Genomic DNA, 23,010 nt, shown 5'->3' with positions numbered 1-23,010 from the left:
CCCGACGTCAATATAGACGGGACGGTACCGTTCCGTCCACCCGCTACACTGCTGTCCATGGCACGCACCCCGACCGGCGCCGCGGTCCTCCAGCCCGAGGTCACGCAGGCGATCACCGACGCCGTCCTCCACGAGCTCGCCGAGCAGGGCTACGGGCGGCTGTCGATGGAGGCCGTCGCGAAACGCGCCGGCGTCGGCAAAAGCGCGCTCTACCGGCGGTGGCGGTCGAAGGACGAGATGATCGCGGCGGTGGTCACGGAGTTCAGCGTGACGCGCGCGGCGGAGGCGGACACCGGCTCACTGCGCGGTGACCTGCGCCAGACGATGCAGTCACTGATCGACTGGCTGACGCACCCGCTGTTCTCGCGGATCCTGCCGGACCTGGTCGCGGAGGACGCGCGCAACCCGGACCACGGGCGCGACACGCGCGAGAACATCGGCGGGCCGCGGCGCGAGGTCGGCGAAGCGATGCTGCGCCGCGCGATCACACGCGGCGAGCTGCCCGAGGACCTGGACATGGAAATGGCGCTCGACGTGCTGGCGGCGCCGATCTACTGGCGCCTCGTGGTCCGCCGCGCCGAAGCGGAGCCGGACTACGTCGAGCGGCTGGTGGCCTACGCCCTGCGCGCGCTCAGCGCGCAGGGCGGGTGATTCACGTCCGGTCGGGCTCGCCGCTGACCCGCTCGATGCGGGCGCCCAGGCGGTTCAGGTTCTCGACGAAGTGCGGGTAGCCGCGGTCGATGTGGAAGACGTCCCAGACCTCGGTGACGCCGTCCGCGCACAGCCCGGCCAGCACCAGCCCCGCGCCGGCGCGGATGTCGGACGCCCAGACCGGGGCGCTGGACAGCCGGGAGACGCCGCGGACCACCGCGTGGTGGCCGTCCGTGCGTGCGTCGCCCGACAGGCGGATCATCTCCTCGATGAACCGGAACCGCGCCTCGTAGACGTTCTCCGTGATCATCGACGTGCCTTCGGACACCGCCGAGAGCGCGACCGCGAACGGCTGGAGGTCGGTCGCGAAGCCGGGGTAGGGCAGCGTCACCCAGTCGACCGCCTTGGGGCGCTCGGGCTGGACCACGCGGAAGCCCTTGTCGCCGAACGTCTCGACGTCCGCGCCGGCCAGCTGCAGCTTGTTCAGCACCAGGTCGAGGTGGTGCGGGTTGACCCCGCGCACGGTGACGTCGCCACGGGTCATCGACGCCGCGAACGCCCAGGTCGCGCCCACGATCCGGTCGCCGATGACGCTGTGGGTGGTCGGGTGCAGCTGCTCCACGCCGTGCACGGTCAACGTCGACGTGCCGGCGCCGTCGATCTTCGCGCCCATCTCGGTGAGCATCGTGCAGATGTCGACGATCTCGGGCTCGCGCGCGCAGTTGTCGATGACCGTGGTGCCCTCGGCCAGCACGGCCGCCATCAGGATGTTCTCGGTCGCGCCGACGCTCGGGAAGTCCAGCCAGATCTGCGCGCCGACCAGCGTCTCGGCCTTCGCGACGACGCAGCCGTGCTCGATCGTGCTCGTCGCGCCCAGCTTGCGCAGGCCGTTCTGGTGCATGTCCAGCGGGCGCGAGCCGATCGCGTCGCCGCCCGGCAGCGCCACGACGGCCTGCTTCAGCCGGCCGACCAGCGGGCCCAGCACGCAGACGGACGCGCGCAGCTTGCCCATCGCCGCCGAGTCCGCGCGGTGCGACAGCTCGGCCGGGGTGGTGATGGTGGCGGTGTCGCCCTCGATGACGACCTCGCAGCCGACGCTCCGCAGCACGTCGCCCATCAGCGGGACGTCGAGGATCTGCGGGCAGTTCGTGATGGTCGTCGTGCCTTCCGCGAGGAGGGCCGCGGCCATCAGCTTCAGCACGCTGTTCTTGGCGCCGACCACGTCGACCTCGCCGACCAGCCGGGCTCCGCCATGCACGTCGAAGTGCTCGCTCATGGCCGCCAATCATGCCCTCTCGCCCGGATTCGGCCCGGGCGGGGGCCGCTATGGTGGGTTCATGGTCGTTCGCATCAACCGCGTCTACACGAAGGTCGGCGACAGCGGCACGACCGCGCTCGGCGACGGGTCCCGCGTGCCCAAGACGTCCCCGCGCCTGGGCGCGTACGCCGACACCGACGAAGCCAACTCGGTGCTGGGCCTGGCGATCGCGATGGGCGGTCTCCCCGGCGAAATCGCGGACGTGCTGCGTACGGTGCAGAACGATCTCTTCGACGTCGGCGCGGACCTCTGCCTGCCGATCTCCGACGACCCGCCGTACCCGCCGCTGCGGATCACGGAGAAGTACGTCGAACGGCTCGAAGGCTGGTGCGACGAGTTCAACGAGCGCCTGCCGAAGCTGACGTCGTTCATCCTGCCGGGCGGCACGCCGGGCGCGGCGTTCCTGCACCAGGCGCGCACGGTGTCGCGGCGGGCGGAGCGCAGCGCGTGGGCGCTGCACGAAGCCGAGCCGGAGACGACGAACCCGGTCGCGGTGAAGTACCTCAACCGGCTCTCGGACCTGCTGTTCATCCTCGCCCGGCTGGCGAACCCCGAGGGTGACGTGCTGTGGCAGCCGGGCGGGCAGCCCGCCTAGATCCCCCAGCTCTCCCGCAGCGACCGCAGGGCCTGGTGGAAGCCCGGGAACGTCTTCTTCACGCAGTCCGGATCGTCCAGCGTGATGCCCTCGGTCAGCAGGCCGGTGATGCTGAACGCCATCGCGATCCGGTGGTCGCGGCGGCACTTGACCTCCGCGCCGGTGGGCGTGCCCGGCTGGATCTCGATCCAGTCCCGGCCCGTCTCGACCTCGATGCCGAGCGCGAGCAGGTTCTCCTCGCACGCGTCGAGGCGGTCGCACTCCTTGATGCGCGTGTTGTAGACGTCCTCGATGCGCACCGGCCCGGACGCGAACGGTGCGATCGCGGCCAGCGTCGGGACGGTGTCGGAGATGTCGCGCATGTTCACCGTGACGCCGCGCAGGCCGTCCGACGGGCCCGCGACCGTCACCGAGTCCTCGGCCAGCTCGACGTGCGCGCCCATCTCACGCAGCACGTCGGCGAAGCGCACATCGCCCTGCAGGGCCGACGAGCCGAGGCCGGGGATCGTCACCGTGCGGCCGGTGACGGCCGCCGCGGCCAGGAAGTAGCTCGCCGTCGACGCGTCGGGCTCCACCGGGTAGTCGCAGGCCTGGTACGGCTGCGGCGGGACGACGAACGTCTTGCCCTCGCGCCGGACGTCGACGCCGAAGCGCCGCATCATCTCCAACGTGATCTCGACGTACGGCACCGACACCAGGTCGGTCACCGTGATCCGCAGGCCTTCCGCGGTCAGCGGCCCGACCAGCAGCAACGCCGTCAGGAACTGCGACGACAGCCCCGCGTCCAGCGTCAGCGAGCCGCCCTTGACGCCGTTCGCGCGGACGGTCAGCGGGTGGTGGCCCGGCTCGCCGTGGAAGGTCAGGTCGACGCCCAGCTCGGCCAGGGCGTCGGTCAGCGGGCCGAGCGGGCGGCGGCGCATCTGGTCGGAGGCGTCGAAGTGGAACGTCCCGGCGCCGGCCGCGGCCAGCGCGGGCAGGAACCGGGCCGTCGTGGCGCCGTCGCGGCAGAAGACGTCGGCTTCGGCGACGCCGGGACCGGCCGGGCGGCCCTCGATGGTCCACGCGCCCGGCTGCCGGTCGACGCGGTAACCCAGCTTGACGAGCCCCTCGGCAAAGCCCTCGGTGTCGTCCGAATGCAGGGGACGGCCGAGGGTCGTGGTGCCGTGCGCGGCGGCGGCCAGGAACAGGCCGCGGGCGGTGACAGACTTGGAGCCGGGGATCTCGACGAGGGTCACGGACCCCAGTTTAGTGGGGCTGGATCTCGGCCATCGGGCCCCAGTCGGAGGCGTCCTGGACGTTGATGATCTGCGGGTGGTCGCTGATGTAGGCACCCAGGTTGGCGACGGCCCACTTGAAGTGGTCGGACCCGACGTGCGCGACCGCGGCGTCCTGGCCCTCGAAGCCCTCGACCAGCACGTAGGTGTTCTTGTCCTCGAGGCTGCGGGACCATTCGAAGAACCGGTTGCCCGCTTCGGCACGGGTGTTCTTGGTGTAGTCCGCGACGATGTCCGGCCAGTTTTCCGCGTGCTCCGGCTTGACCGGGAACTTGACCACGATGAAGATCATGCGCTCAACCGTAGGCCAGATCAGCGGGCGTGGCTGTCCCAGTTTGAGACATTCAAGAGGCGCGCGGGAGGCGTCGCCCGGGTGGGGCGGATTCGAGCCAGGAGAGAAACCCGGTGAGCGCGCCTGGCCCCATGGCGATCTCGATCGCCTCCTGGGTCTCGGACTCGCAGCGCAGCACCGTCGAGCCCTCGGGCACCGCGTACGCCTCGCTGCCGGACGGGTCACGGCGGTCGGCGATCTGCATGCTTTCGCGCTGGAAGACGCGGTCCGGCCCGGTGCGCAGGCTCCACACCCGGTACCAGACGAACTCGTCACCCTCGTAGCGGCCCAGCCCCAGGTGCCAGCTGGACCGCGCGGCGTCCGGACGCCACCGCAGCGCGACACTCACGCCGCCACCGCGGCGCATCCGGATCCACCGCTGGCCGTACCAGGCGACCAGCACGGCGAGCACGATCAGGAGCCCGACTACCACCACGGTGATCTTCACGGCCCGGCTCCTGCCCGTCTCCCGCTCAGGCCGACTGACCTGCCGCGCGGAGCTGGGCCGAGGCCCTTGCCCGCTCGGTCTCGTCGTCGGCGCTCAGTGCCGCCTTCGCCGCGTCGACGTCGATCTCGTCGGACAGTTCGGCGCTCTCGGCGAGGACGCTCACCCCGGTGCCGGTCACGGAGAGGAACCCGCCGTGGACGGCCGCGCAGACCGTCTCACCGTCGGTGGTCGTCACCTTGACCACGCCACCCTCGACGAGCTGCCCGAGCACGGGTTCGTGGCCGGCCATGATGCCGATCTCGCCCTCGGTGGTCTGGGCCACCACGAATGTGGCGGTACCCGACCAGAGACGGCGCTCGACGGCCACCAGCTCCACGGACATCTCAGCCACGTAGCACTCCTTAGCTCGGGGTGTTACTCCCGAGTGTAATAGGTCTGTCTGGAGCTATGAGAACGGCGGGGGCGCGAGTCCACAATGGACACTGCCCCCGCCGTCGTCAGGACATCACTTCTTGGTGATTTCCTTGTACTTCTTCTCGAGGTCTTCGAGGCCACCGATACCCAGGAACGCCTGCTCCGGGTAGTGGTCGAAGTCACCCTTGGTGATGCGGTCGAACGACTCGATGGTCTCCGACAGCGGCACCGTCGAGCCCGGGATCTGCGTGAACGCCTCGGCGACCAGCATGTTCTGCGACAGGAACCGCTCGATGCGGCGCGCGCGCTGAACGGTCAGCTTGTCCTCTTCCGAGAGCTCGTCCATACCGAGGATCGCGATGATGTCCTGCAGCTCCTTGTACTTCTGCAGGATCCGGATGACCTCGGAGGCCACGCGGTAGTGGTCCTCACCGACGATGGCCGGGTCGAGGATCGTCGACGTCGACGCCAGCGGGTCCACCGCCGGGAAGATGCCCTTCTGGAACACCGACCGGGAGAGCTCGGTGGTGGCGTCCAGGTGGGCGAACGTCGCGGCCGGGGCCGGGTCGGTGTAGTCGTCCGCGGGGACGTAGATCGCCTGCATCGAGGTGATCGAACGGCCTCGGGTCGAGGTGATCCGCTCCTGCAGCTGCCCCATCTCGTCGGCCAGCGTCGGCTGGTAACCCACGGCCGACGGCATGCGGCCCAGCAGGGTCGACACCTCCGAGCCGGCCTGGGTGAACCGGAAGATGTTGTCGATGAACAGCAGCACGTCCTGGTTCTGGACGTCGCGGAAGTACTCCGCCATGGTCAGCGCGGACAGCGCGACGCGCATGCGGGTGCCCGGCGGCTCGTCCATCTGGCCGAAGATGAGGGCGGTGTCGTTGATGACGCCGTCCTCGGACATCTCCAGGAAGAGGTCGTTGCCCTCACGGGTGCGCTCGCCGACGCCGGCGAACACCGAGGTGCCACCGAAGTTCCGGGCGACGCGGGTGATCATCTCCTTGATGAGCACCGTCTTGCCGACGCCGGCACCGCCGAACAGGCCGATCTTGCCGCCCTGGACGTACGGGGTCAGCAGGTCGACGACCTTGAGGCCGGTCTCCAGCATCTCCGTCTTGCCTTCGAGCTGGTCGAAGGACGGCGCGCTGCGGTGGATGCCCCAGCGCTCGAGGTCGTCGCCGTAGCCGGGCTCGTCGAGGCACTCGCCGAGCGCGTTGTAGACGTGACCCTTGACCTTGTCGCCCACCGGGACGGTGATCGGCTTGCCGGTGTCGGTGACCTCGGCGCCCCGGACCAGGCCGTCCTGCGGCTGGAGCGAAATGGTGCGGACGAGGTTGTCACCCAGGTGGGAGGCGACCTCGAGCGTCACGGTCTTGCGCAGCTGCTCGAACTCGATCTCGACCTTGAGCGCGTTGAACTGGTCGGGCACGGAACCGCGCGGGAACTCGACGTCGACGACCGGACCGGTCACCGACACGATGCGCCCCTTGGCGCGCGGGGCTTCAGTACTGGTCATCAATCATCACTTCCTGCTGCGGTGAGCGCGTTCGCGCCACCGACGATTTCGGAGATCTCCTGGGTGATCTGCGCCTGGCGGGCCTGGTTCATCTCCCGCGTCAGGTTGCCCACCAGTTCGTTCGCGTTGTCCGACGCGGCCTTCATCGCGGTCCGGCGGGCGGCCAGCTCGGACGCCGCGGACTCGAGGAACGCCGCGTAGAGCCGCGTGTTGATGTACTTCGGCAGGAGCGCGTCCAGCAGCTTGTCGGCACTCGGCTCGAACTCGTAGCTGGGGAGGAGCTCACCCGCGGGCTTCTCCTCCTCGCCGTCGGTGTACTCGACCTCGAGCGGCGCGACGCGCTTGGCGACCGGCCGCTGGGTCAGCATCGACACGAACTCGGTGTAGACGATGTGGATCTCGTCGACACCCGTGATGCCGTCGGCGTTGCCGTGCGCGTCGTCCGCGCCGAGCATGAACGACTCCACCAGGGCGTCACCGGCGGCGACCGCGTCGGTGTACCCGGGCTGGTCGGAGAAGCCCGTCCAGCTGTCCACGACCGGGCGGTCGCGGAACCGGTAGTAGTTCAGGCCCTTGTTGCCGGTGACGTAGACCTCGGGCTCCTTGCCCTCGTCACGGAGGAGGGCGAGCAGCTCTTCGGTCGCGCGCAGCACGTTGGAGTTGTAGCCACCGCACTGACCCTTGTCACTGGTCACGACCAGGACGGCGGCCCGCGTCGGGTTCGGGCGCTCGACCAGCATGGGGTGGTCGAGGTTGGCCGCCGCACCGGCCAGCGCCGAGAGCACCTTGGTGATCTCGTCCGCGTACGGCCGGGAAGCGGCGACCTTCGCCCGCGCCTTGGTGATGCGCGCGGTGGCGATGAGCTCCATCGCCTTGGTGATCTTGCCGATCGACTTGGTCGCCTTGATGCGCGACCGGAGTTCCCGGAGTTGTGCGGCCATGAGCTATCAGCTCACTTCTTCGGGGCGGGCTTGTTGACCTTGACGGTCTCGTGCCCGACCTTGTCGGCGTCCATCGCGTCGGCGTCCGCCTCGACCAGGGCCTTGCCCTCGGAGGTGGTGAACTCCTTCTTGAACTCGTTCACCGCGTCGACGACGGCTTCGCGGGTCTCCTGCGGGAACTTGCCCGACTCGCGGATGCCCTTGATCAGGTCGGCGTGCTTGCGGCGGGCCGAGTCGATGAACTCGTGGTTGAACCGGCGCACGTCCTCGGTCGGGACCGAGTCGTAGTGCCCGTTCGTGCCCAGGTACACCGTGAGGACCTGCTCCTCGACCGGGATCGGCGAGTACTGCGGCTGCTTGAGCACCTCGTACAGCCGGGCACCGCGCTCGAGCTGCGCCTTCGACGCGTCGTCGAGGTCCGAGGCGAAGGCCGCGAAGGCCTCCAGCTCGCGGTACTGCGACAGGTCGATCCGGAGCGAGCCCGCGACGTCCTTCATCGCCTTGACCTGCGCGGCGCCACCCACGCGGGACACCGAGATGCCCACGTCGATGGCCGGGCGCTGGCCTGCGTTGAACAGGTCCGACTGGAAGAAGCACTGGCCGTCGGTGATCGAGATGACGTTCGTCGGGATGTAGGCCGACACGTCGTTGGCCTTCGTCTCGATGATCGGCAGCCCGGTCAGCGAGCCGGCGCCCAGCTCGTCCGAGAGCTTCGCGCAGCGCTCGAGGAGACGGGAGTGCAAGTAGAAGACGTCGCCCGGGAAGGCTTCACGGCCCGGCGGGCGGCGCAGCAGCAGCGAGATCGCGCGGTAGGCGTCGGCCTGCTTGGTCAGGTCGTCGAACACGATGAGGACGTGCTTGCCCTCGTACATCCAGTGCTGGCCGATGGCCGAGCCGGTGTACGGCGCGATCCACTTGAAGCCGGCGGAGTCGGACGCGGGGGCCGCGACGATGGTGGTGTACTCCAGCGCGCCGGCGTCCTCGAGGGACTTCTTCACGGCGGCGATCGTGGAGCCCTTCTGGCCGACCGCGACGTAGATGCAGCGAACCTGCTTCTTCGGGTCGCCGGTCTCCCAGTTGGCCTTCTGGTTGATGATCGTGTCCACGGCGACGGCGGTCTTGCCCGTCTTGCGGTCACCGATGATCAGCTGGCGCTGGCCGCGGCCGATCGGCGTCATCGCGTCGATGGCGGTGATGCCGGTCTGCAGCGGCTCCGAAACCGGCTGGCGCTCGACCACCGAAGCGGCCTTGAGCTCCAGCGCGCGGCGGTCGGAGGTCTCGATGTCGCCGAGGCCGTCGATCGCCTGGCCCAGCGGGTTCACGACGCGGCCGAGGTAGCCGTCGCCGACCGGCACCGACAGGACCTGGCCGGTGCGCTTGACCTGCTGGCCCTCTTCGATGCTTTCGAAGTCACCGAGGATCGCGGCACCGATGGAACGCGCGTCCAGGTTCAGCGCGACGCCGAGGACGCCGCCGGGGAACTCGAGCAGCTCGTTGGCCATGGCCGAGGGCAGGCCCTCGACGTGGGCGATGCCGTCACCGGCGTCCACCACGATGCCAACTTCTTCCCGGCTCACGTCCGGGGCGTAACTCGAGACGTAGTTCTCGATCGCGCTACGGATCTCATCCGAGGAGATCGTCAGCTCGGCCATGTCTTTCCCGCTCTCGCTTCGTTCTTGCCAGTATGCAAAGTCTTGTGTGACCTGGGGCTATGCCCGGGCCAGCCGCCTGCGCAACGCGGCCAGCTGACCTGCCGCGCTCCCGTCGATGACCTCGTCGCCGACGCGGACGACGAGCCCGCCGCCGAGCTGCGGGTCGACCTCGACGTGCAGCGCGATCGGCCGCCCGTAGATGTCGTTGAGCTTCGCCGCCAGCTGGGCGGTCTGCTCGTCGGACAGAACGTTCGCGCTGGTCACGTAGGCGACCGACCGCTGACGGCGTTCCGCGGCCAGCTTGACCAGGTGGTCGAGCCCGACGCCGACGCCGCGGCCCTTGGCCCGGCGCACGACCTGCTCGACGAGGGTCTCGGTGACCACGTCCACCTTGTCGGCGAACAGCCCGCGCACCAGGGTGCGCTTGGCGTCGGCGGGACCGGTCAGGTCCGACAGCGCGGTCTCGAGCTCGGGGTGGTTGGCCACGACCCGGGCGACCTGGAAGAGCTGGGCCTCGACGGTGTCGACGTTCCCGGTCTTCTCGGCCGCGGTGAGCAGCGCCGAGCGACCGACCGACTCGAGCCCGTCGGTCAGCTCACGGGGGCTGGACCAGCGGCTGCCCGCCACGGAGTCGAGCACCTTCAGGGCCGGTTCGGAGAGCTTGCCCTCGAACAGCCGGCGCACCAGCGCGGTGCGCGCCTCCGGCGTCGTCGAGGCGTCGCTCACCGCCCGGCGCAGGCCGATTTCCCGGTCCAGCAGGTCGACGACCGAGAGCAGCTCGTCGCCGACCGTGGCCGCGTCGGCTCCCGCGTCGGCCAGAACCTCGCCGAGGCGTTCCTCGGCGAGGCCGAGCGCTTCACGGCTCGCAGCATGCAGCGTCATCTCTGGTTACTTCCCCGCTCCGTTGGAGGCACCGGCGGTGTCCAGCTCCGCGAGGAACCGGTCGACGGTGCCACGACGGCGCGCCTCGTCTTCGAGCGACTCACCGACGATGCGGCTGGCCAGCTCCACGGCGTTGCGGCCCATGTCGGCCCGCAGCTCGGCGATGATCTGCGCCTTCTGGGCCTGCAGCTGAGCCTGGCCCTGGGCGACGATCCGCTGGGACTCGGCTTCGGCGTCGGCCCGCAGCTCCGCCTTGATCTGCTCGGCTTCGAGCCGGGCGTCGTCGCGGATCTTCGCGGCTTCGGACCGGGCTTCGGCCAGCTGGGCCCGGTACTTGGCCAGGGCCTCTTCCGCCTCGGCCTGGGCCTTCTCGGCCTTCTCGATGCCACCCTCGATCTTCTGCGCACGCTCTTCGTACGCGGCCTCGAAGCGAGGGACGACGTACTTCTTGAGGATGAACAGCAGGATGAGGAAGGCGACGATGCCGAGGATCACTTCCGAGATTTCGGGAATGATCGGGTTGTGCGTTTCACCCTCTGCGGCGAGGACCAAAGCACTGTTCAGCACGGCGTCTCCTTAAAGCGATGAGCCGAGGACTCAGGCGGCGGAGGCGATGAAGTAGATGACGATGCCGATCAGGGCGAGCACCTCGGTAAGCACGAAGGTGGCGTAACCGATGCCCTGGAGCTTGCTCTGCGCCTCCGGCTGACGCGCGGTGCCGTTGATGACGGCGGCGAAGATCAGACCCACACCGATGCCCGGGCCGATCGCGCCCAGGCCGTAACCGATGGCGGCGAGACCGGGGTTGATGTTGACGGCCTGCTCCGCGGCCTGGGCCAGAACGATGTTGCTCACGTGCATTTCCCTTCACTTCGGTCCACGCGCTCGCGTGGATCGGGGGCTTGTGTTCTCAGTGCTCCGACGCCAGCGCGGCGCCGATGTACCCGGCCGACAGCAGGGCGAAGATGTAGGCCTGCAACACCTGGATGAAGGCCTCGAGGAAGGTCAACCCGATGGCGAACAGCCACGCCACCAGCGAAACCGGCTTCAGCGCCCAGCTCGACGTCTCGGTCAGCAGGAAGGTGCCGCCGAGGGTGAACACCGCCAGGATCAGGTGACCCGCGAACATGGCGGCGAAAACACGGATGGCGAGCGTGATCGGGTTGAGGAAGAACTTCTCGGCGAACTCGATCAGCGCGAAGAGCGGGAGCACCGGGCCCGGCACACCGGGCGGGGCGAGCTCCTTCTTGAGGTAGCCGCCCAGGCCGTGCCGCCGGATGCCGACGGAGTGGTACACCGGGTAGACCACGAGGACCGACAAGGCGATCGGGAAACCGAACCGCGCCATGGTCGGGAACTGCAGGACGGGAATGACCCCGTAGAGGTTGTTCACCAGGATGAAGGTGAACAGCGCGAAGATGACCGGGACGAACCGCTTGAAGTCCTTGCTACCGATCTGTTCGCGCGCGATGTTGTTGCGACTGAAGTCGTAGATCGACTCGGCGACGAACTGCCCCTTGCCCGGCACGACCTTCAGCTTGCGGGTCGCGAGCAGGAAGTACGTCGCGATGATCACAACCGAAAGCACGACGAGCAGCATCGGCTTGGTGACGATGCCGAACAACGGCGGCAACTCGAAGCTTTCGGCGCCGGGCGGCGCGAACACCGCGCCCTCGGCCAAAACCAGCGCGCCCACTGGGCTCCTTCCGGTTCTCCCGGCCGGCGTTCACTCCGCCGGGGGAATCGTCACGATCTGGACTTAACGTACCCGATACGCATCGGGCCGCTGGAGGCGGCTACCCCACCGTCCGCAGAACACGCCTTCACGTTCTGCACACGGGGTTGTCTCGCGTGAACACTGCCCTGCGGTCTACTTCGGACCAGCGGCGGAAGAGGCGGAACTACACGGTCGCCACACTGCTGATCGCGGTTCGTCTTAGGGAGCGTGCGGCCGAGGCCGCCACCCTTGACGCGGACCATACCAGCAGGTCAATCCGTGCCGTACAGGCGTACTCCATACCAACCGATCAGCCCAGGACTTAGGTCCCGGGTGGTCCCGGGACCCAGGTCCGGAACCGGTCGGGACCAGTCCCGGATCGGTGCAGGCGGGCCCACCCGAGGGGTCCCGGCGCCCCGTTCGCGAACCACGGGACGTGACGCCGGTCACACTCGTCCGGCCGTACCTCGGCTCACCGTGGGTAGCGGCGTCAGGAGGGGACGATCGTCGGGATCTTGGTCTTCCGGAAGGCCGCGAACTCGGCCCCGGCGGCCACCAGGATGGCGACGATCATGGTGATCCCGAGCGACATCGGGTGCAGGGCGGTGACGCCCTTCAGGAGGGTCAGCGCGCCGAAGAGGACGATGACCTTCACGACGTACCCGGTGAGCGCGACCACCATGACGAACATCGGGTCGAGCCCGGCGCTGAAGCGCATCATGCCCAGCGTCGAGAGCGACGCGAGCATCGCCAGCACGGCGCCGACGAGCGAGCCGAGGAAGCCGTGCAGGCCGTTGAGGATGCTGAAGAGCACGATGCACAGGAGCACGGCGGGCGTGGTCACCAGCAGCGAAGCCCGCGTCATCGCCCGTGCGGCCTCGATGACCGGCTTGGCGTGCGGGTTTTCCTGGGTTTCGGTCTCGCTCACAGCTGGCTCCCTGCTCGGTTCGACTCCCGAGTGTAGAGAACGCGGCGCGTCAGGTCCCCGGCTGGTTGCGGGAGCGCAGCCGCGGCACGATCGACACGAGCACCGCGAACACCAGCCCGGCCCCGATGATCCACAGCGCGGCGGCGTCGTCGAAGAGCGTCACCGACACCGCGCCGAACGCGAGGATCCCGGCCCACAAGTAGATGAGCAGCACCGCGCGGCGCTGCGAATGCCCGATCTCCAGCAGCCGGTGGTGCAGGTGCATCTTGTCGGCCGCGAACGGGCTTTCGCCGCGGCGAGTGCGCCGGATGACCGCCATGATCAGGTCCAGCAGCGGCACGAACAGCACCGCCGCGACGACCACCAGCGGCGAGAGCAGCGCGATCGCGTCCTTGCCGCTGAACTGCGGGTACGGCACGCGCCCGGACGCCGACGTCGTCGCGCCCGCGAGCATCAGGCCGATCATCATCGACCCGGAGTCGCCCATGAATATCTTGGCGGGCTGGAAGTTGTAGGGCAGGAAACCCAGACACGCTCCCGCGAGCGTGGCCGCGATCAGCGCGGGCGGGTAGGTGCCGACGTCACCGCCGGAGCTGTCGAGCAGGCCGAGCGAGAACGCGCACGTCGCGGCCGCGGCGATGAAGCCGAGGCCGCCGGCGAGCCCGTCGAGGCCGTCGACGAAGTTCATCGCGTTGACCATCACCACGACCATCACGACGGTGAGCAGCGCGCCCTGGTTCTTGTCGAGCACCAGCACCGAGCCGAACGAGCCGCCGGTGCCGCCCCATGGCACCCAGAACGACACCCACTGCACGCCGAAGATGACCAGGATCCCCGCGCACATGACCTGGCCGGCCAGCTTCGTCCAGGCGTCCAGCTCGAAGCGGTCGTCGAGCGCGCCGATGAGCGAGATGACCCCGGCGGCCAGCAGCACGCCGACCGAGTCGAAGGAGGCGTCGAAGCCGTGCGACAGCGCGGGCAGCTGGTGCGCCAGCCCCATCGCGCCGGCGACGCCGAGGAAGATGCCGATGCCGCCCATCCGCGGGATCGGGGCGACGTGGACGTCACGCGCCCGCGGGTTGGCGATCGCGCCGACGCGGATCGCGAGCCGGCGCACGACGCCGGTGAGCAGGTAGGTCACGGCCGTCGCGGTCAGCGCGACGAGGATGTATTCCCGGATGGGGAGGAGACCGGATGTGGGCGGCACGGGGTGTCACGCTCGCGGGGTCGGGGTCACCCGCGACACGCTATCGTGCCGCGGATCTTGCCGTGATCCGGCTTCAGGCCAACGATTCCGCGGGCACACCGAGCACCTCCGCGACCGCCGCCTTGCTCACCGCGCCCTCGCGCAGCACCACCGGCTCGGCGCCGGTGAGGTCCACGATGGTCGACGCGACGGGCTCGCCGCTCGACCCGCCGTCGAGGTACACCGCGACGGAGTCGCCGAGCTGTTCCTGCGCCTCCTGCGCGGTGCTGGCCGGCGGCCGCCCGGAGACGTTCGCACTCGAGACGGCCATCGGGCCGACGTCGCGCAGCAGTTCGAGGGCCACCGGGTGCAGCGGCATCCGCAGCATCACGGTGCCGCGGGCGTCGCCGAGGTTCCACTGCAGACTCGGCGCGTGCGGGAGCACGATCGAAAGGTCGCCCGGCCAGAAGGCTTCGACGAGCGCCCGAGCCTGCGGCGGCACGCCGAGCACGAGGCCGTCCACAGTGGACCAGGAGCCGACGAGCACACCGACCGGCATGTCCGGGCCGCGGTTCTTCGCACGCAGCAGCGCCTGGACCGCGCCGGCGTCGAAGGCGTCGGCGCCGATGCCGTAGACCGTGTCGGTCGGCAGGACGACCAGCCTGCTCGACCGCACCGCGCCCGCGGCCGCCGCCAGTCCGTCGGCCCGGGACTCCCGCTTGCTGCAGTCGTAGACCACGCTCATGGTGGCCAAGAGTAGTCCGGCCGCCGGAGCGGGCGTTCGCCGCGTCACACCGGGTCGGCCTGGCTCGGTCCTGGGTCGGCGCGGCTCGGTCCAGGGGTGCGCGGCTCGGCGCGGGGTCGCTCCATGGTGGGCGCGGCTCGGTCCCAGGTAGAGCGCGGGTGAGCGCGGCTCGGCCCGGGTCGGCCCAGCGTGAGCGCCAGCCAGCCCCGGTGAAGCGCGGCTCGGTCCCGGATGAGCGCGCGCCGGCGCGGGTCTATCCCGGTGAAGTGATGCCCCTCCAGACACACGCAAGTCCCGCCCAATCACACGCGATGCCCCGCGCGGCTCGCTCCCGGGTGAGCGCGGCTCGCTCCCGGGTGAGCGCGGCTCGGTCCGGATGGGCGCGGCTCGCTCCCGGGTGAGCGCGGCTCGGTCCGGATGGGCGCGGCTCGCTCCCGGGTGAGCGCGGCTCGGTCCCGCGCGAGCGCGATGGCGCGGGCCTCACGGTGGCGGCGGGCGGCTCGCCAGACCTGTCAGCCGCCGCCGGGCCCGCGGGGGCGCCCCCGTTTTCCACGCTACCGGCGCGCACCGACGGTTTCCGGCGTTCCCGGCGCGCGTGACCGGAGTTGTCCACAACACCGCTCACCGGTGGACAAACCGGCCAGACTTTCGTCGTGGGGCAAGCGGGTAAACCTCGCCGCGAGGCAGAACCGGGACAGCGTGGCTCAATACGGTCGATCACCGGGAACCACCATCCCCGTGGGTTCCCAGTGAAGGAGCCGCAGATGCGCCCCAGAACCCCGAAAGCGCTCGCCCTGCTCGCCGCGGTCACCGTTCTCACCGGGCTCGGCGCCGGCACCGCCGCCGCCGAGCCGCTGACCCGTGGCTGGCCGGCCCCGATCGACGCCGCGCACTGGGAGAACCAGGACCACATGACCTGGTCCGACTACAAGAAGGTGCCCGGCACCAACTGGGCGGACCCGAACCTGAAGCCGACGCAGCGCACCTTCAAGGGCGCCGTCGTCCTCGCCGACTACCCGGACCAGGACTTCGTCGTCACGCAACCGGCGAACTCGACGGTGTTCGGCAACCCCGCGCCGAGCGCCGCGAACATCCCGCGGGCCGGTGTCGCGCAGTACTACCAGGACTTCCTCAACAAGCCCGAGGCCCTCAACAACGGGCACACCATCAACGAGTACTGGATGGAGGACTCCGGCGGCCGCTTCGGCGTGCAGCTGACCGCGTTCGGGCCGTACCGGATGCCCGGGCAGTCCTACGAGTACGGCATGGAGTTCCAGCCGAGCGCGTGCCCGCCCGGCGCGAACTGCGACCGGGACATCCGCAAGGACGCCGGCGACGCCTGGCGTGCCGACGTCGGCGACACCGCGAACCAGTTCGACTTCGTCTTCTACCTCTCCGCCGGCCAGGACGAGAGCTCGACCTGGCAGGAGTTCGGCGAGATGAAGTTCGGGACCAAGGAGAGCGTGCCGGACGCGTTCGGCCCGCCGAAGCACGACCTGCCCAACTACGCGGCGACGCGGTACGTGCCATGGACGTCCTGGAAGTCGGCCGCCAGCATCTGGCCGAACGCCGAGGACGGCAGCTCGGTGCAGGCCGAGAGCTCGGGCCAGTCGACCTACGCCCACGAGTTCAGCCACATCCTGGGCATCGGCGACAACTACAACAACCCGTTCGGGAACCCGCCGTCGCGCAGCTACAGCGGGCCGTGGGACATGCTCTCGCGCGGGACGTTCAACGGGCCCGGCGGCCCGCACACCCGCTGGCAGATCCCGGCGACGCAGGGCAGTTCGATGGGTGCCCAGCACCAGCTCCGCAACAAGCTGAAGCTCGGCATCGTCGACCCGGCGGACGTCCTGCAGCTGGACCGCGACGCGCTGGCGACCACCGGCCCGGTCTCGGCCCGGCTCACCGCACGGGAGACCGAGGCCCAGCCGGGAGCGTTCACCGGGCTGAACATCAAGCTCACCGGCGGGGACAAGGCGCCGAAGTGCGACCGGGCGAAGGACCCGTTCTGCGACGGCGGCGGCTACGACAACTACACGCTCGAGGTCGTCGACCGGATGGGCTCGGACTCCTTCGCGCCGGACTCCGGCGTGCTGATCACCAAGACGAAGAACAAGGACAACGCCCCCTTCGACTGGGTGATCGACGCGAACCCGCAGGACATCGGCATCACCGACTACACGAAGCCGGACGGCACGCCGGTCAAGATCACCATCGGTGACTACCGGCAGCTCAACGACGCCCTGTTCAAGGCGGGCACGGAGGCGTCGAGCCCGTACGAGTACACCGACCAGGCGAACCGGCTGAAGTTCCTGATCACCGACCTCGCCCGGGACCGCCACGGCGTCCTGTCGTACACGGTGACGGTGGCTTCGCTGGACGGCTCGGGCAGCCAGGCACGCGGCGCGGCGCTGACCCCGGCGCTGCCGGCGTTCGCCCGCGGCGGCCTCGCGACCTGCGACTTCGGCCTGCTCAACACCGGTTCGGCCCGAGGCGCGCAGGCGCCGTACGACACCGACACCTACCGGCTGAGCGTGTCGACCGACGCCCGCGGCTGGCAGGTCCGCCTGCCGAACGAGCTGGCGACGGCGAAGTTCGGCGGGCGCGTGAAGGTGCCGGCCTTCGCCCTGCGGAAACGCGGCGCGGACTTCACTGCCCGGGTGAAGCTGACGGCGACATCGGTGAGCGACCCGTCGAAGACCGCGACGGCGACCTGCACGGCGTTCGGCTTCTGACGTGAAACCGGCGGGGGCCGCGGCCCCCGCCGGCTTCCGGTCACTCCGAAGGGGCGGCTTCAGCTTCTTCGACCATCTCGACGAGCTCGGCGATGTTTTGCCGCGCGCCCTCGTCGCCGGGGAACCACTCTTCGACCGCGGCCGGCAGCTTCTCCCGGATCACCCTCATGATCTCGGCGCCCTGCGCTTCGGAATAGCTGCTCAGCGAGAGGAACGCGTAGTTCCCGGCCACGAAATCCCGTAGGTCCGCGGCCAGCTCGGGGTCCTCGACCTCGTCCGCGACGAACTCGAGGACCCGGTGCAGCATGCCCCGGGAGGGCGACCAGTCGAGGAAGCCCAGGTCGCGCTTGCCCCGCGGGTCGATTATGAAGTCACCGGACACGACTCACCTCAGGATGAACACGAACGGCTCGAAGGGCTGGTGAACCCCCTCTTGACGCGGGTCTCCGCGCTCGATCGACCTCGGGAGCCGGACTCGGAAACCGGCCGCTCGTTCTACCCGGCGATCAACTACGCCACCAGAGCCGTTCGGGGTAGCGAGCCCCCGGCCCGGCGAAGATCACACGCTCAGCCGAGCCTGCGTGCCGTCACGAACCGGGCCCGGCCGGTCAGGTCCGCGTGGTCCTCGACGCCCGTCAACACCCGCCGCGCCCGCACCAGCGCCGGCACGGCCGAACCGTGCGTGTCGTCGTGCTCGATCGCCAGCCCTCCCCCCGGCCGCAGCAGACGTGCGCCCGCCGCGATCGCGTGGCGGATCACCGCCAGTCCGCTCTCCTCCGCGAACACCGCTCGCGGGGGGTCGTGCTCCGCGACCTCCGGCGGGACCGGTGTGCCCTCCGGGACGTAGGGCGGGTTGCACAGCACCAGGTCGACGAGGCCGTCGAGCTCGGCGAACATCGTCGGGTCGCCGATGTCGCCCGAGTACAGCCGGATCGGCGTGTTGCCCGCGTCGGCGTGCACGTCCGCGTTGTGCCGCGCCCAGGCCAGGGCCTGCGGGTCGACGTCGACGGCGTACACCACCGCGTCGGGACGTGCCTGCGCGACCGCGAGCGCGAGCGCCCCGGAGCCGGTGCAGAGGTCGACCACGACCGGGAACTCCCGGCCCTGCAGGAACTTGACGCCCCACTCGAGCAGCAGCTCGGTCTCCGGCCGCGGCACGAACACCCCGGCGCCGACCGCGACCGTGATTTCGCCGAGCGCGGCCCAGCCGGTCAGGTACTGGAGCGGGATCCGCTTCGCGCGCTGCTGGACGAGCTGGCCGATGGCCTCGATCACCGGCGGGTCGACCAGGGGCACCATCGGCAGCCGCCCGCGTTCGACGCCCAGCACGTGCGCCGCGATCACCTCGGCGTCGAACCTCGGTGAGGCGACGCCGGCGCGCTCGAGAATCCGGGTGGCCTCGATGATGGCCAGGCGCAGCGGCTGCCGATTCACTCGTCGTCCTTCACCTCGTCGAGCCTGGCACACCAGGCGGAACTCCCCCGTCAGGACACGCGCCGGTCCTACGCCGTCCAGCGTATCGAGGTGGTCTGCCCGGCCCGGAGCTGACACGTGTGACAAACACCCGCGAAACAGCTGTCACGGCCAGAATGGAACCCGCAACCGTGGTGGCGAGGTCGCGCCCGGTTCCTAAGATGACGGTGACACCGACCCCCGGGAGTGCCAGTGCCGACCGAGCCGACCGAGCGCCGCCGGGTCGCGTTCATCTTCCCGATCTACGACGAGGAGGGGAACGTCGACCTGCTGCACAAGACGGTCGACCAGGTCACCGCGCCGCTGGCCGGCCGGTACGAGTTCAGCTTCGTCTACGTCGACGACGGCAGCCGCGACGACTCCCTGGCCCGGCTCACCGAGCTGGGCGAGCGCGACCCGCGGGTCACCGTCGTCGAGCTCTCCCGCAACTTCGGCCACCAGATGGCCGTCACCGCCGGGCTCGACCTGGTCGACGCGGACGCCGCGATCATCATGGACAGCGACCTGCAGGACCCGCCGCGGGTGGCGCTCGAGCTGATCGAGAAGTGGGAGCAGGGCTACGACGTCGTCTACGCGCAGCGGCGGTCGCGCCGGGACTCGGCGTTCAAGCGGTTCACCGCGAGCGCGTTCTACTGGTTCCTGCGGAAGATGGCCGCGGTCGACATCCCGAAGAACACCGGCGACTTCCGGCTGATCGACCGCAAGGTCGTCGACGAGCTGCGCAAGTACCGCGAACGCGACCGGTTCCTGCGCGGCCTCGTCAGCTACGTCGGCTTCAAGCAGACAGCGGTGCTGTTCGACCGCGACCAGCGCCACTCCGGCGCCACCGGCTACCCCCTGACGAAGATGCTGCGCTTCGCCGCCGACGGCATCCTCGGGTTCTCGACCACGCCGCTGCGGATGATCACGCGGATGGGGTACCTGATCTCGATGCTGAGCTTCCTCGGCGTGCTCTACGTCGTCGGGGTGAAGCTGTTCGCGCCGGAGACCGCGGTGCCCGGCTGGGCGTTCATCACCATCGCGATGTTCTTCCTCGGCGGCATCCAGATCATCATGCTCGGCGTGCTCGGCAGCTACATCGGCCGCACGTACTCCCAGGTGCAGAACCGGCCTTTGTATACAGTGTCGTCAGTGCGTACCGGAGTCCCCGAGTCCGCCGATGACCGCCGGAGCGCCACGCGATGAGACTCGTGACAGCCACCCAGGTGCGCTTCGGGATCGTCGGGATCGCGAACACGCTCGTCGACGCGCTGGGCTACGTGCTCCTGGCGACGCTGGGCGTGCCGATGTTCGTCGCCAACTTCATCTCGACCACCGCGGGCATGCTGCTGTCGTTCACGCTGAACCGGAACTTCACGTTCCGCGCGAAGGACGGCGACATCCGGCGTCAAGCGCTGCTGTTCTTCGGGGTGACCGCGTTCGGGCTGTGGGTGGTGCAGTTCTTCGTCATCTGGCTGGTCGGGCGGCTGTTCCCGGGGATCAACCTGCTCGTGCCGAAGGGCGCCGCCATCGTCGTCGGGCTGTTCTGGAACTACCTGCTCTACCACTACGTCGTGTTCCGGCACCGGCCCGTTTCGCCCGTTCCCGGTGCAGCACCCGCCGACTCTGCGTGATCTCGTACGCTGTTCCGAGTGCGATTCCGTGAACTGCGCTTCGGCTTGGGCGTCTTCGTCCTTTCCCTGGGCGTCCTGCTGGTCCGGTTCCTCGTACCGAGGCCGGTCGGGATGGCGGACAACGGCGACGGCTGGCGCCTGCTGTGCGACCTCGGCGGCCGGCACCCGGAGCTCAAGTCCGAGTTCTTCGTCCACTTCAGCTACGGCCCCGGTTCGGCGTGCAAGAGCGACTACATCTCGAGCCAGGCGTGGCTCGACTGGGCGGCGAGCAAGCTCGGCAAGGTGCTCGGCTCGTCGGCGGAGTTCAACCTGCTGGTGCTGGGCGTGATCACGTGCGTGCTGGTCGCGGTCGGGGTCGCGGCGACGGTGCTCGGCCTGGAGCTGAGCCGCCGCAACCGCGTCATCGCGGCGGTGTTGCTGCTGCTGGTGATGGCCGACTCGGCGTTCTTCGGCTACTTCGCGTCGGTGCTGAGCGAGGGCGCGGGGTTCCTGGGGATGCTGCTGACGGCCGGCGGCCTGCTGCTGATGCACCGCACCGGCGCGTGGCGCTATTGGGGCGCGGCGCTGACCGTGGTGGGCGCGTTGATCGGCCTCAACGCGAAGTCGCAGACGCTGCTGCTGATCCCGCTGTTCGTGCTGGCGCTGGCACTGGTCAAGCCGCTCGGCAAGCGCGGCTGGGCGCGGTGGCTGCTGCCGCTGGGTGTGCTGGTGATCGTCGGCGCGGGCACGGCGGCGGTGCAGTCCCACGGCGACCCGGCGAACGCCGAGTACCGCGAAGCGAACATGTACCACGTGGTGTTCGACAGCATCGTGGACGGCAAGCACGACACGGATGCCGACTTGGCGGCGCTGGGCCTGCCGCAGAGCGCGAAGAAGTTCATCGGCACGGGCTGGTGGGCGGCGAGCCCGTGGACGGACGCGGACTACAACGGCTTCCGCGACAAGATCAGCCGCCGCAACGTGGTCAAGTACTACGCGGGCCACCCGGAGCGCACGCTGCAGATCCTCCAGCAGGGCGCGGTGGACACGCTCACGGCCCGCCCCGCGCGTCTGGGCAGCTTCGCCGAGTCGGCCGGGTTCCCGCAGATGGCCCAGGAGTACCGCGTGCCGGTGTTCTCGGGGCTGTCCGCGCTGGCGGCGCCGCTGGGGCTGTACCTGCTGGTGCCGTTCTGGCTGCTGCTCGCCTGGGCGGGCGTGCGCGCGTTCCGCCGTCAGCGGCGCGAGTACGGGATCCTGGTGTTCTTCCTGCTGCTGTTCGCCGTCGGGCAGTTCGGGCTGTCCGCGCTGGGCGAGGGCGTCGAGGGCGTGAAGCACCAGCTGCTGACGCTGTTCCCGACCGTGCTGGCGTTCGTGTTCGCGGTGCTGAGCTTCTTCCCGAAGCCGGCGCGGCCCGAACCCGAGCCGGCCGAGGTCCCGGACGAAGAGCCGGTGACCGAGGTGTTCGACGCGTTCCGGGAGCCGGAGAAGCCCGCCGTCCGCTGAGACGGCGGGCTCGGCGTCAGCCGGCCGACTCGGCCAGGCGCTCCTCGCGGTCGGCGTTGGCCAGCGCGTCCAGGACCCCGTCGAGCTCGCCGTCCAGGACCTGGTCCAGGTTGTACGCCTTGTAGTTCACCCGGTGGTCCGAGATGCGGTTCTCCGGGAAGTTGTACGTCCGGATCCGCTCCGACCGGTCGACCGTGCGGATCTGCGACTTGCGCGCGTCGGACGCCTTCGCCGCCGCCTCTTCCTCCGCGATCGCCTGCAACCGGGCCTGCAGCACCTGCAGCGCCCGGGCGCGGTTCTGGATCTGGGACTTCTCGTTCTGGCACGACACGACGATGCCGGTCGGCAGGTGGGTGATCCGGACCGCCGAGTCCGTCGTGTTCACGCTCTGGCCGCCCGGGCCCGAAGACCGGAACACGTCGATGCGCAGGTCGTTCGGGTCGATCTCGACCTCGACCTCCTCCGGCTCCGGGTAGATCAGCACCCCGGACGCCGACGTGTGGATGCGGCCCTGGGACTCCGTCGCCGGCACGCGCTGGACGCGGTGCACGCCGCCCTCGAACTTCAGGCGCGACCACACGCCGTCGACCACCGCTGACTTCGTCTTGATCGACACCGTGACGTCCTTGAAGCCGCCCAGGTCGGAGTCGACCGAGTCGAGGACCTCCGCCTTCCAGCCGTGGCGCTCGGCGTAGCGCAGGTACATCCGCAGCAGGTCGCCGGCGAACAGGGCCGACTCCTCGCCGCCCTCGCCGGACTTGATCTCCATCACGACGTCGGAGCCGTCGTACGGGTCGCGCGGGAGCAGCAGCTCGGTGAGCTTCGACTCCAGCTCCGGGATCTTCGCCGACAGCTCTTCGGCTTCCGCCGCGAACCCGGCGTCCTCGGAGGCCAGCTCGCGAGCGGCGGCGAGGTCCTCGCGGACCGTGTCGAGCTCCTGGACCGCGCGGACGACCGGCGTCAGCTCGGCGTAGCGGCGGCCGAGCTTGCGGGCGATCGCCTGGTCGGCGTGCACCGCCGGGTCGGCGAGCTGCGTCTCCAGGTCCGCGTGTTCGGCGAGCAGCCCCGCGAGCGAGCTCGAATCCACCTCAGTCACCTCTCAG

The 23,010-nt window shown here is 69.8% G+C and carries 24 protein-coding genes; 6 read left to right on the top strand and 18 right to left on the bottom strand.

The genetic code is table 11. The annotated features are described in order from the left end of the window. The first annotated feature begins 57 nt into the window (after positions 1 to 57). On the top strand, positions 58 to 651 hold the full coding sequence (locus M8542_RS03245) for a TetR/AcrR family transcriptional regulator (RefSeq protein WP_257918446.1): 594 nt from the start codon (positions 58 to 60) through the stop codon (positions 649 to 651). Between the two features lies 1 nt (position 652). Here M8542_RS03245 and murA read toward each other — a convergent pair whose 3' ends face one another. Next, on the bottom strand, positions 653 to 1,927 hold the full coding sequence (gene murA, locus M8542_RS03240) for a UDP-N-acetylglucosamine 1-carboxyvinyltransferase (RefSeq protein WP_257918445.1): 1,275 nt from the start codon (positions 1,925 to 1,927) through the stop codon (positions 653 to 655). A 61-nt stretch (positions 1,928 to 1,988) separates the two neighbouring features. Between murA and M8542_RS03235 the strand changes: the two genes are divergently transcribed. Then, a complete protein-coding gene (locus M8542_RS03235) occupies positions 1,989 to 2,564 on the top strand; it encodes a cob(I)yrinic acid a,c-diamide adenosyltransferase (protein WP_257918444.1) in 576 nt (191 codons plus the stop codon). Here M8542_RS03235 and aroA read toward each other — a convergent pair. The 14 genes from aroA to M8542_RS03165 all read right to left on the bottom strand — a co-directional run bounded on the left by aroA (position 2,561) and on the right by M8542_RS03165 (position 14,601). Then, positions 2,561 to 3,799: a 3-phosphoshikimate 1-carboxyvinyltransferase gene (aroA, locus tag M8542_RS03230; protein ID WP_257918443.1), complete on the bottom strand. Its 1,239-nt coding sequence runs from the start codon at positions 3,797 to 3,799 to the stop codon at positions 2,561 to 2,563. The genes M8542_RS03235 and aroA overlap by 4 nt on opposite strands. Positions 3,800 to 3,809: 10 nt before the next feature. Further along, the gene (locus M8542_RS03225) at positions 3,810 to 4,130 is read right to left on the bottom strand and encodes a putative quinol monooxygenase (protein ID WP_257918442.1); all 321 of its coding nucleotides are present in this window, start codon (positions 4,128 to 4,130) and stop codon (positions 3,810 to 3,812) included. A 52-nt stretch (positions 4,131 to 4,182) separates the two neighbouring features. Next, a complete protein-coding gene (locus tag M8542_RS03220; RefSeq protein WP_257918441.1) occupies positions 4,183 to 4,617 on the bottom strand; it encodes a DUF2550 domain-containing protein in 435 nt (144 codons plus the stop codon). A gap of 25 nt (positions 4,618 to 4,642) precedes the next feature. Further along, positions 4,643 to 5,008, bottom strand: a complete 366-nt coding sequence (locus tag M8542_RS03215) for a F0F1 ATP synthase subunit epsilon (RefSeq protein WP_257918440.1) — start codon at positions 5,006 to 5,008, stop codon at positions 4,643 to 4,645. Between the two features lie 114 nt (positions 5,009 to 5,122). Then, positions 5,123 to 6,550: a F0F1 ATP synthase subunit beta gene (gene atpD / locus M8542_RS03210; RefSeq protein ID WP_086672640.1), complete on the bottom strand. Its 1,428-nt coding sequence runs from the start codon at positions 6,548 to 6,550 to the stop codon at positions 5,123 to 5,125. Beyond that, entirely contained in the window at positions 6,550 to 7,491 is a 942-nt protein-coding gene (locus M8542_RS03205; RefSeq protein WP_257918439.1) for a F0F1 ATP synthase subunit gamma, read from the bottom strand. Before M8542_RS03205 ends, atpD begins: the two co-directional genes overlap by 1 nt. Before the next feature lie 11 nt (positions 7,492 to 7,502). After that, complete coding sequence (gene atpA / locus M8542_RS03200; protein WP_257918438.1) at positions 7,503 to 9,143, bottom strand: F0F1 ATP synthase subunit alpha; 1,641 nt, start codon at positions 9,141 to 9,143, stop codon at positions 7,503 to 7,505. Positions 9,144 to 9,200: 57 nt separating this feature from the next. Next, positions 9,201 to 10,025 carry a F0F1 ATP synthase subunit delta gene (locus tag M8542_RS03195; protein WP_257918437.1) on the bottom strand — a complete coding sequence of 275 codons (825 nt, stop codon included), beginning with the start codon at positions 10,023 to 10,025 and terminating at the stop codon, positions 9,201 to 9,203. A gap of 6 nt (positions 10,026 to 10,031) precedes the next feature. Beyond that, the gene (locus M8542_RS03190) at positions 10,032 to 10,592 is read right to left on the bottom strand and encodes a F0F1 ATP synthase subunit B (RefSeq protein ID WP_257918436.1); all 561 of its coding nucleotides are present in this window, start codon (positions 10,590 to 10,592) and stop codon (positions 10,032 to 10,034) included. Positions 10,593 to 10,622: 30 nt separating this feature from the next. Next, entirely contained in the window at positions 10,623 to 10,880 is a 258-nt protein-coding gene (locus tag M8542_RS03185; protein ID WP_257918435.1) for an ATP synthase subunit C-like protein, read from the bottom strand. A gap of 55 nt (positions 10,881 to 10,935) precedes the next feature. Further along, positions 10,936 to 11,721, bottom strand: a complete 786-nt coding sequence (gene atpB, locus M8542_RS03180) for a F0F1 ATP synthase subunit A (protein ID WP_257918434.1) — start codon at positions 11,719 to 11,721, stop codon at positions 10,936 to 10,938. A gap of 511 nt (positions 11,722 to 12,232) precedes the next feature. Beyond that, entirely contained in the window at positions 12,233 to 12,670 is a 438-nt protein-coding gene (locus M8542_RS03175) for a Cg1360 family ATP-synthase-associated protein (RefSeq protein WP_257918433.1), read from the bottom strand. Between the two features lie 49 nt (positions 12,671 to 12,719). Beyond that, complete coding sequence (locus M8542_RS03170) at positions 12,720 to 13,877, bottom strand: glycosyltransferase family 4 protein (RefSeq protein WP_257918432.1); 1,158 nt, start codon at positions 13,875 to 13,877, stop codon at positions 12,720 to 12,722. Positions 13,878 to 13,950: 73 nt separating this feature from the next. Then, positions 13,951 to 14,601 (bottom strand): L-threonylcarbamoyladenylate synthase, encoded by a 651-nt coding sequence (locus M8542_RS03165; RefSeq protein ID WP_257918431.1) that lies wholly within the window; start codon positions 14,599 to 14,601, stop codon positions 13,951 to 13,953. A 764-nt stretch (positions 14,602 to 15,365) separates the two neighbouring features. Between M8542_RS03165 and M8542_RS03160 the strand changes: the two genes are divergently transcribed. Further along, positions 15,366 to 17,339, top strand: a complete 1,974-nt coding sequence (locus tag M8542_RS03160; protein ID WP_257918430.1) for a M6 family metalloprotease domain-containing protein — start codon at positions 15,366 to 15,368, stop codon at positions 17,337 to 17,339. 40 nt (positions 17,340 to 17,379) lie between these two features. On the opposite strand, the gene M8542_RS03155 is transcribed toward M8542_RS03160, so the two are convergent. Both M8542_RS03155 and prmC read right to left on the bottom strand, forming a co-directional pair. Next, positions 17,380 to 17,721 carry a hypothetical protein gene (locus M8542_RS03155; RefSeq protein WP_257918429.1) on the bottom strand — a complete coding sequence of 114 codons (342 nt, stop codon included), beginning with the start codon at positions 17,719 to 17,721 and terminating at the stop codon, positions 17,380 to 17,382. 185 nt (positions 17,722 to 17,906) lie between these two features. Further along, on the bottom strand, positions 17,907 to 18,773 hold the full coding sequence (gene prmC, locus M8542_RS03150; protein ID WP_257918428.1) for a peptide chain release factor N(5)-glutamine methyltransferase: 867 nt from the start codon (positions 18,771 to 18,773) through the stop codon (positions 17,907 to 17,909). 231 nt (positions 18,774 to 19,004) lie between these two features. Here prmC and M8542_RS03145 point away from each other — a divergent pair, with 231 nt between their 5' ends. From M8542_RS03145 to wsfD, 3 genes are read left to right on the top strand one after another with little or no spacing between them, the layout of a single operon-like run. Then, on the top strand, positions 19,005 to 19,997 hold the full coding sequence (locus tag M8542_RS03145) for a glycosyltransferase (RefSeq protein ID WP_257918427.1): 993 nt from the start codon (positions 19,005 to 19,007) through the stop codon (positions 19,995 to 19,997). After that, positions 19,994 to 20,425: a GtrA family protein gene (locus M8542_RS03140; RefSeq protein WP_257918426.1), complete on the top strand. Its 432-nt coding sequence runs from the start codon at positions 19,994 to 19,996 to the stop codon at positions 20,423 to 20,425. The genes M8542_RS03145 and M8542_RS03140 overlap by 4 nt, the downstream gene beginning before the upstream one ends. Before the next feature lie 18 nt (positions 20,426 to 20,443). Beyond that, positions 20,444 to 21,907 carry a glycan biosynthesis hexose transferase WsfD gene (wsfD, locus tag M8542_RS03135; protein WP_257918425.1) on the top strand — a complete coding sequence of 488 codons (1,464 nt, stop codon included), beginning with the start codon at positions 20,444 to 20,446 and terminating at the stop codon, positions 21,905 to 21,907. A 16-nt stretch (positions 21,908 to 21,923) separates the two neighbouring features. Here the strand turns inward: wsfD and prfA are convergent, their stop codons facing one another. Continuing rightward, entirely contained in the window at positions 21,924 to 22,994 is a 1,071-nt protein-coding gene (gene prfA / locus M8542_RS03130; RefSeq protein ID WP_257918424.1) for a peptide chain release factor 1, read from the bottom strand. Positions 22,995 to 23,010: the final 16 nt, after the last annotated feature.

The sequence above is a fragment of the Amycolatopsis iheyensis genome (assembly GCF_024703995.1).
Lineage (GTDB): Bacteria > Actinomycetota > Actinomycetes > Mycobacteriales > Pseudonocardiaceae > Amycolatopsis > Amycolatopsis iheyensis.
The sequence above is the reverse complement of the archived record's forward strand: the minus strand, read 5'-3'. Positions and strand labels throughout refer to the sequence as shown.

Coding starts and splice junctions, on each gene's coding strand:
- M8542_RS03245 (WP_257918446.1), top strand. CDS start 58: ATGGCACGCACCCCGACCGGCGCCGCGGTCCTCCAGCCCGAGGTCACG.
- murA (WP_257918445.1), bottom strand. CDS start 1,927: ATGAGCGAGCACTTCGACGTGCATGGCGGAGCCCGGCTGGTCGGCGAG.
- M8542_RS03235 (WP_257918444.1), top strand. CDS start 1,989: ATGGTCGTTCGCATCAACCGCGTCTACACGAAGGTCGGCGACAGCGGC.
- M8542_RS03225 (WP_257918442.1), bottom strand. CDS start 4,130: ATGATCTTCATCGTGGTCAAGTTCCCGGTCAAGCCGGAGCACGCGGAA.
- atpD (WP_086672640.1), bottom strand. CDS start 6,550: ATGACCAGTACTGAAGCCCCGCGCGCCAAGGGGCGCATCGTGTCGGTG.
- M8542_RS03205 (WP_257918439.1), bottom strand. CDS start 7,491: ATGGCCGCACAACTCCGGGAACTCCGGTCGCGCATCAAGGCGACCAAG.
- atpA (WP_257918438.1), bottom strand. CDS start 9,143: ATGGCCGAGCTGACGATCTCCTCGGATGAGATCCGTAGCGCGATCGAG.
- M8542_RS03195 (WP_257918437.1), bottom strand. CDS start 10,025: ATGACGCTGCATGCTGCGAGCCGTGAAGCGCTCGGCCTCGCCGAGGAA.
- M8542_RS03165 (WP_257918431.1), bottom strand. CDS start 14,601: ATGAGCGTGGTCTACGACTGCAGCAAGCGGGAGTCCCGGGCCGACGGA.
- M8542_RS03160 (WP_257918430.1), top strand. CDS start 15,366: ATGCGCCCCAGAACCCCGAAAGCGCTCGCCCTGCTCGCCGCGGTCACC.
- M8542_RS03140 (WP_257918426.1), top strand. CDS start 19,994: ATGAGACTCGTGACAGCCACCCAGGTGCGCTTCGGGATCGTCGGGATC.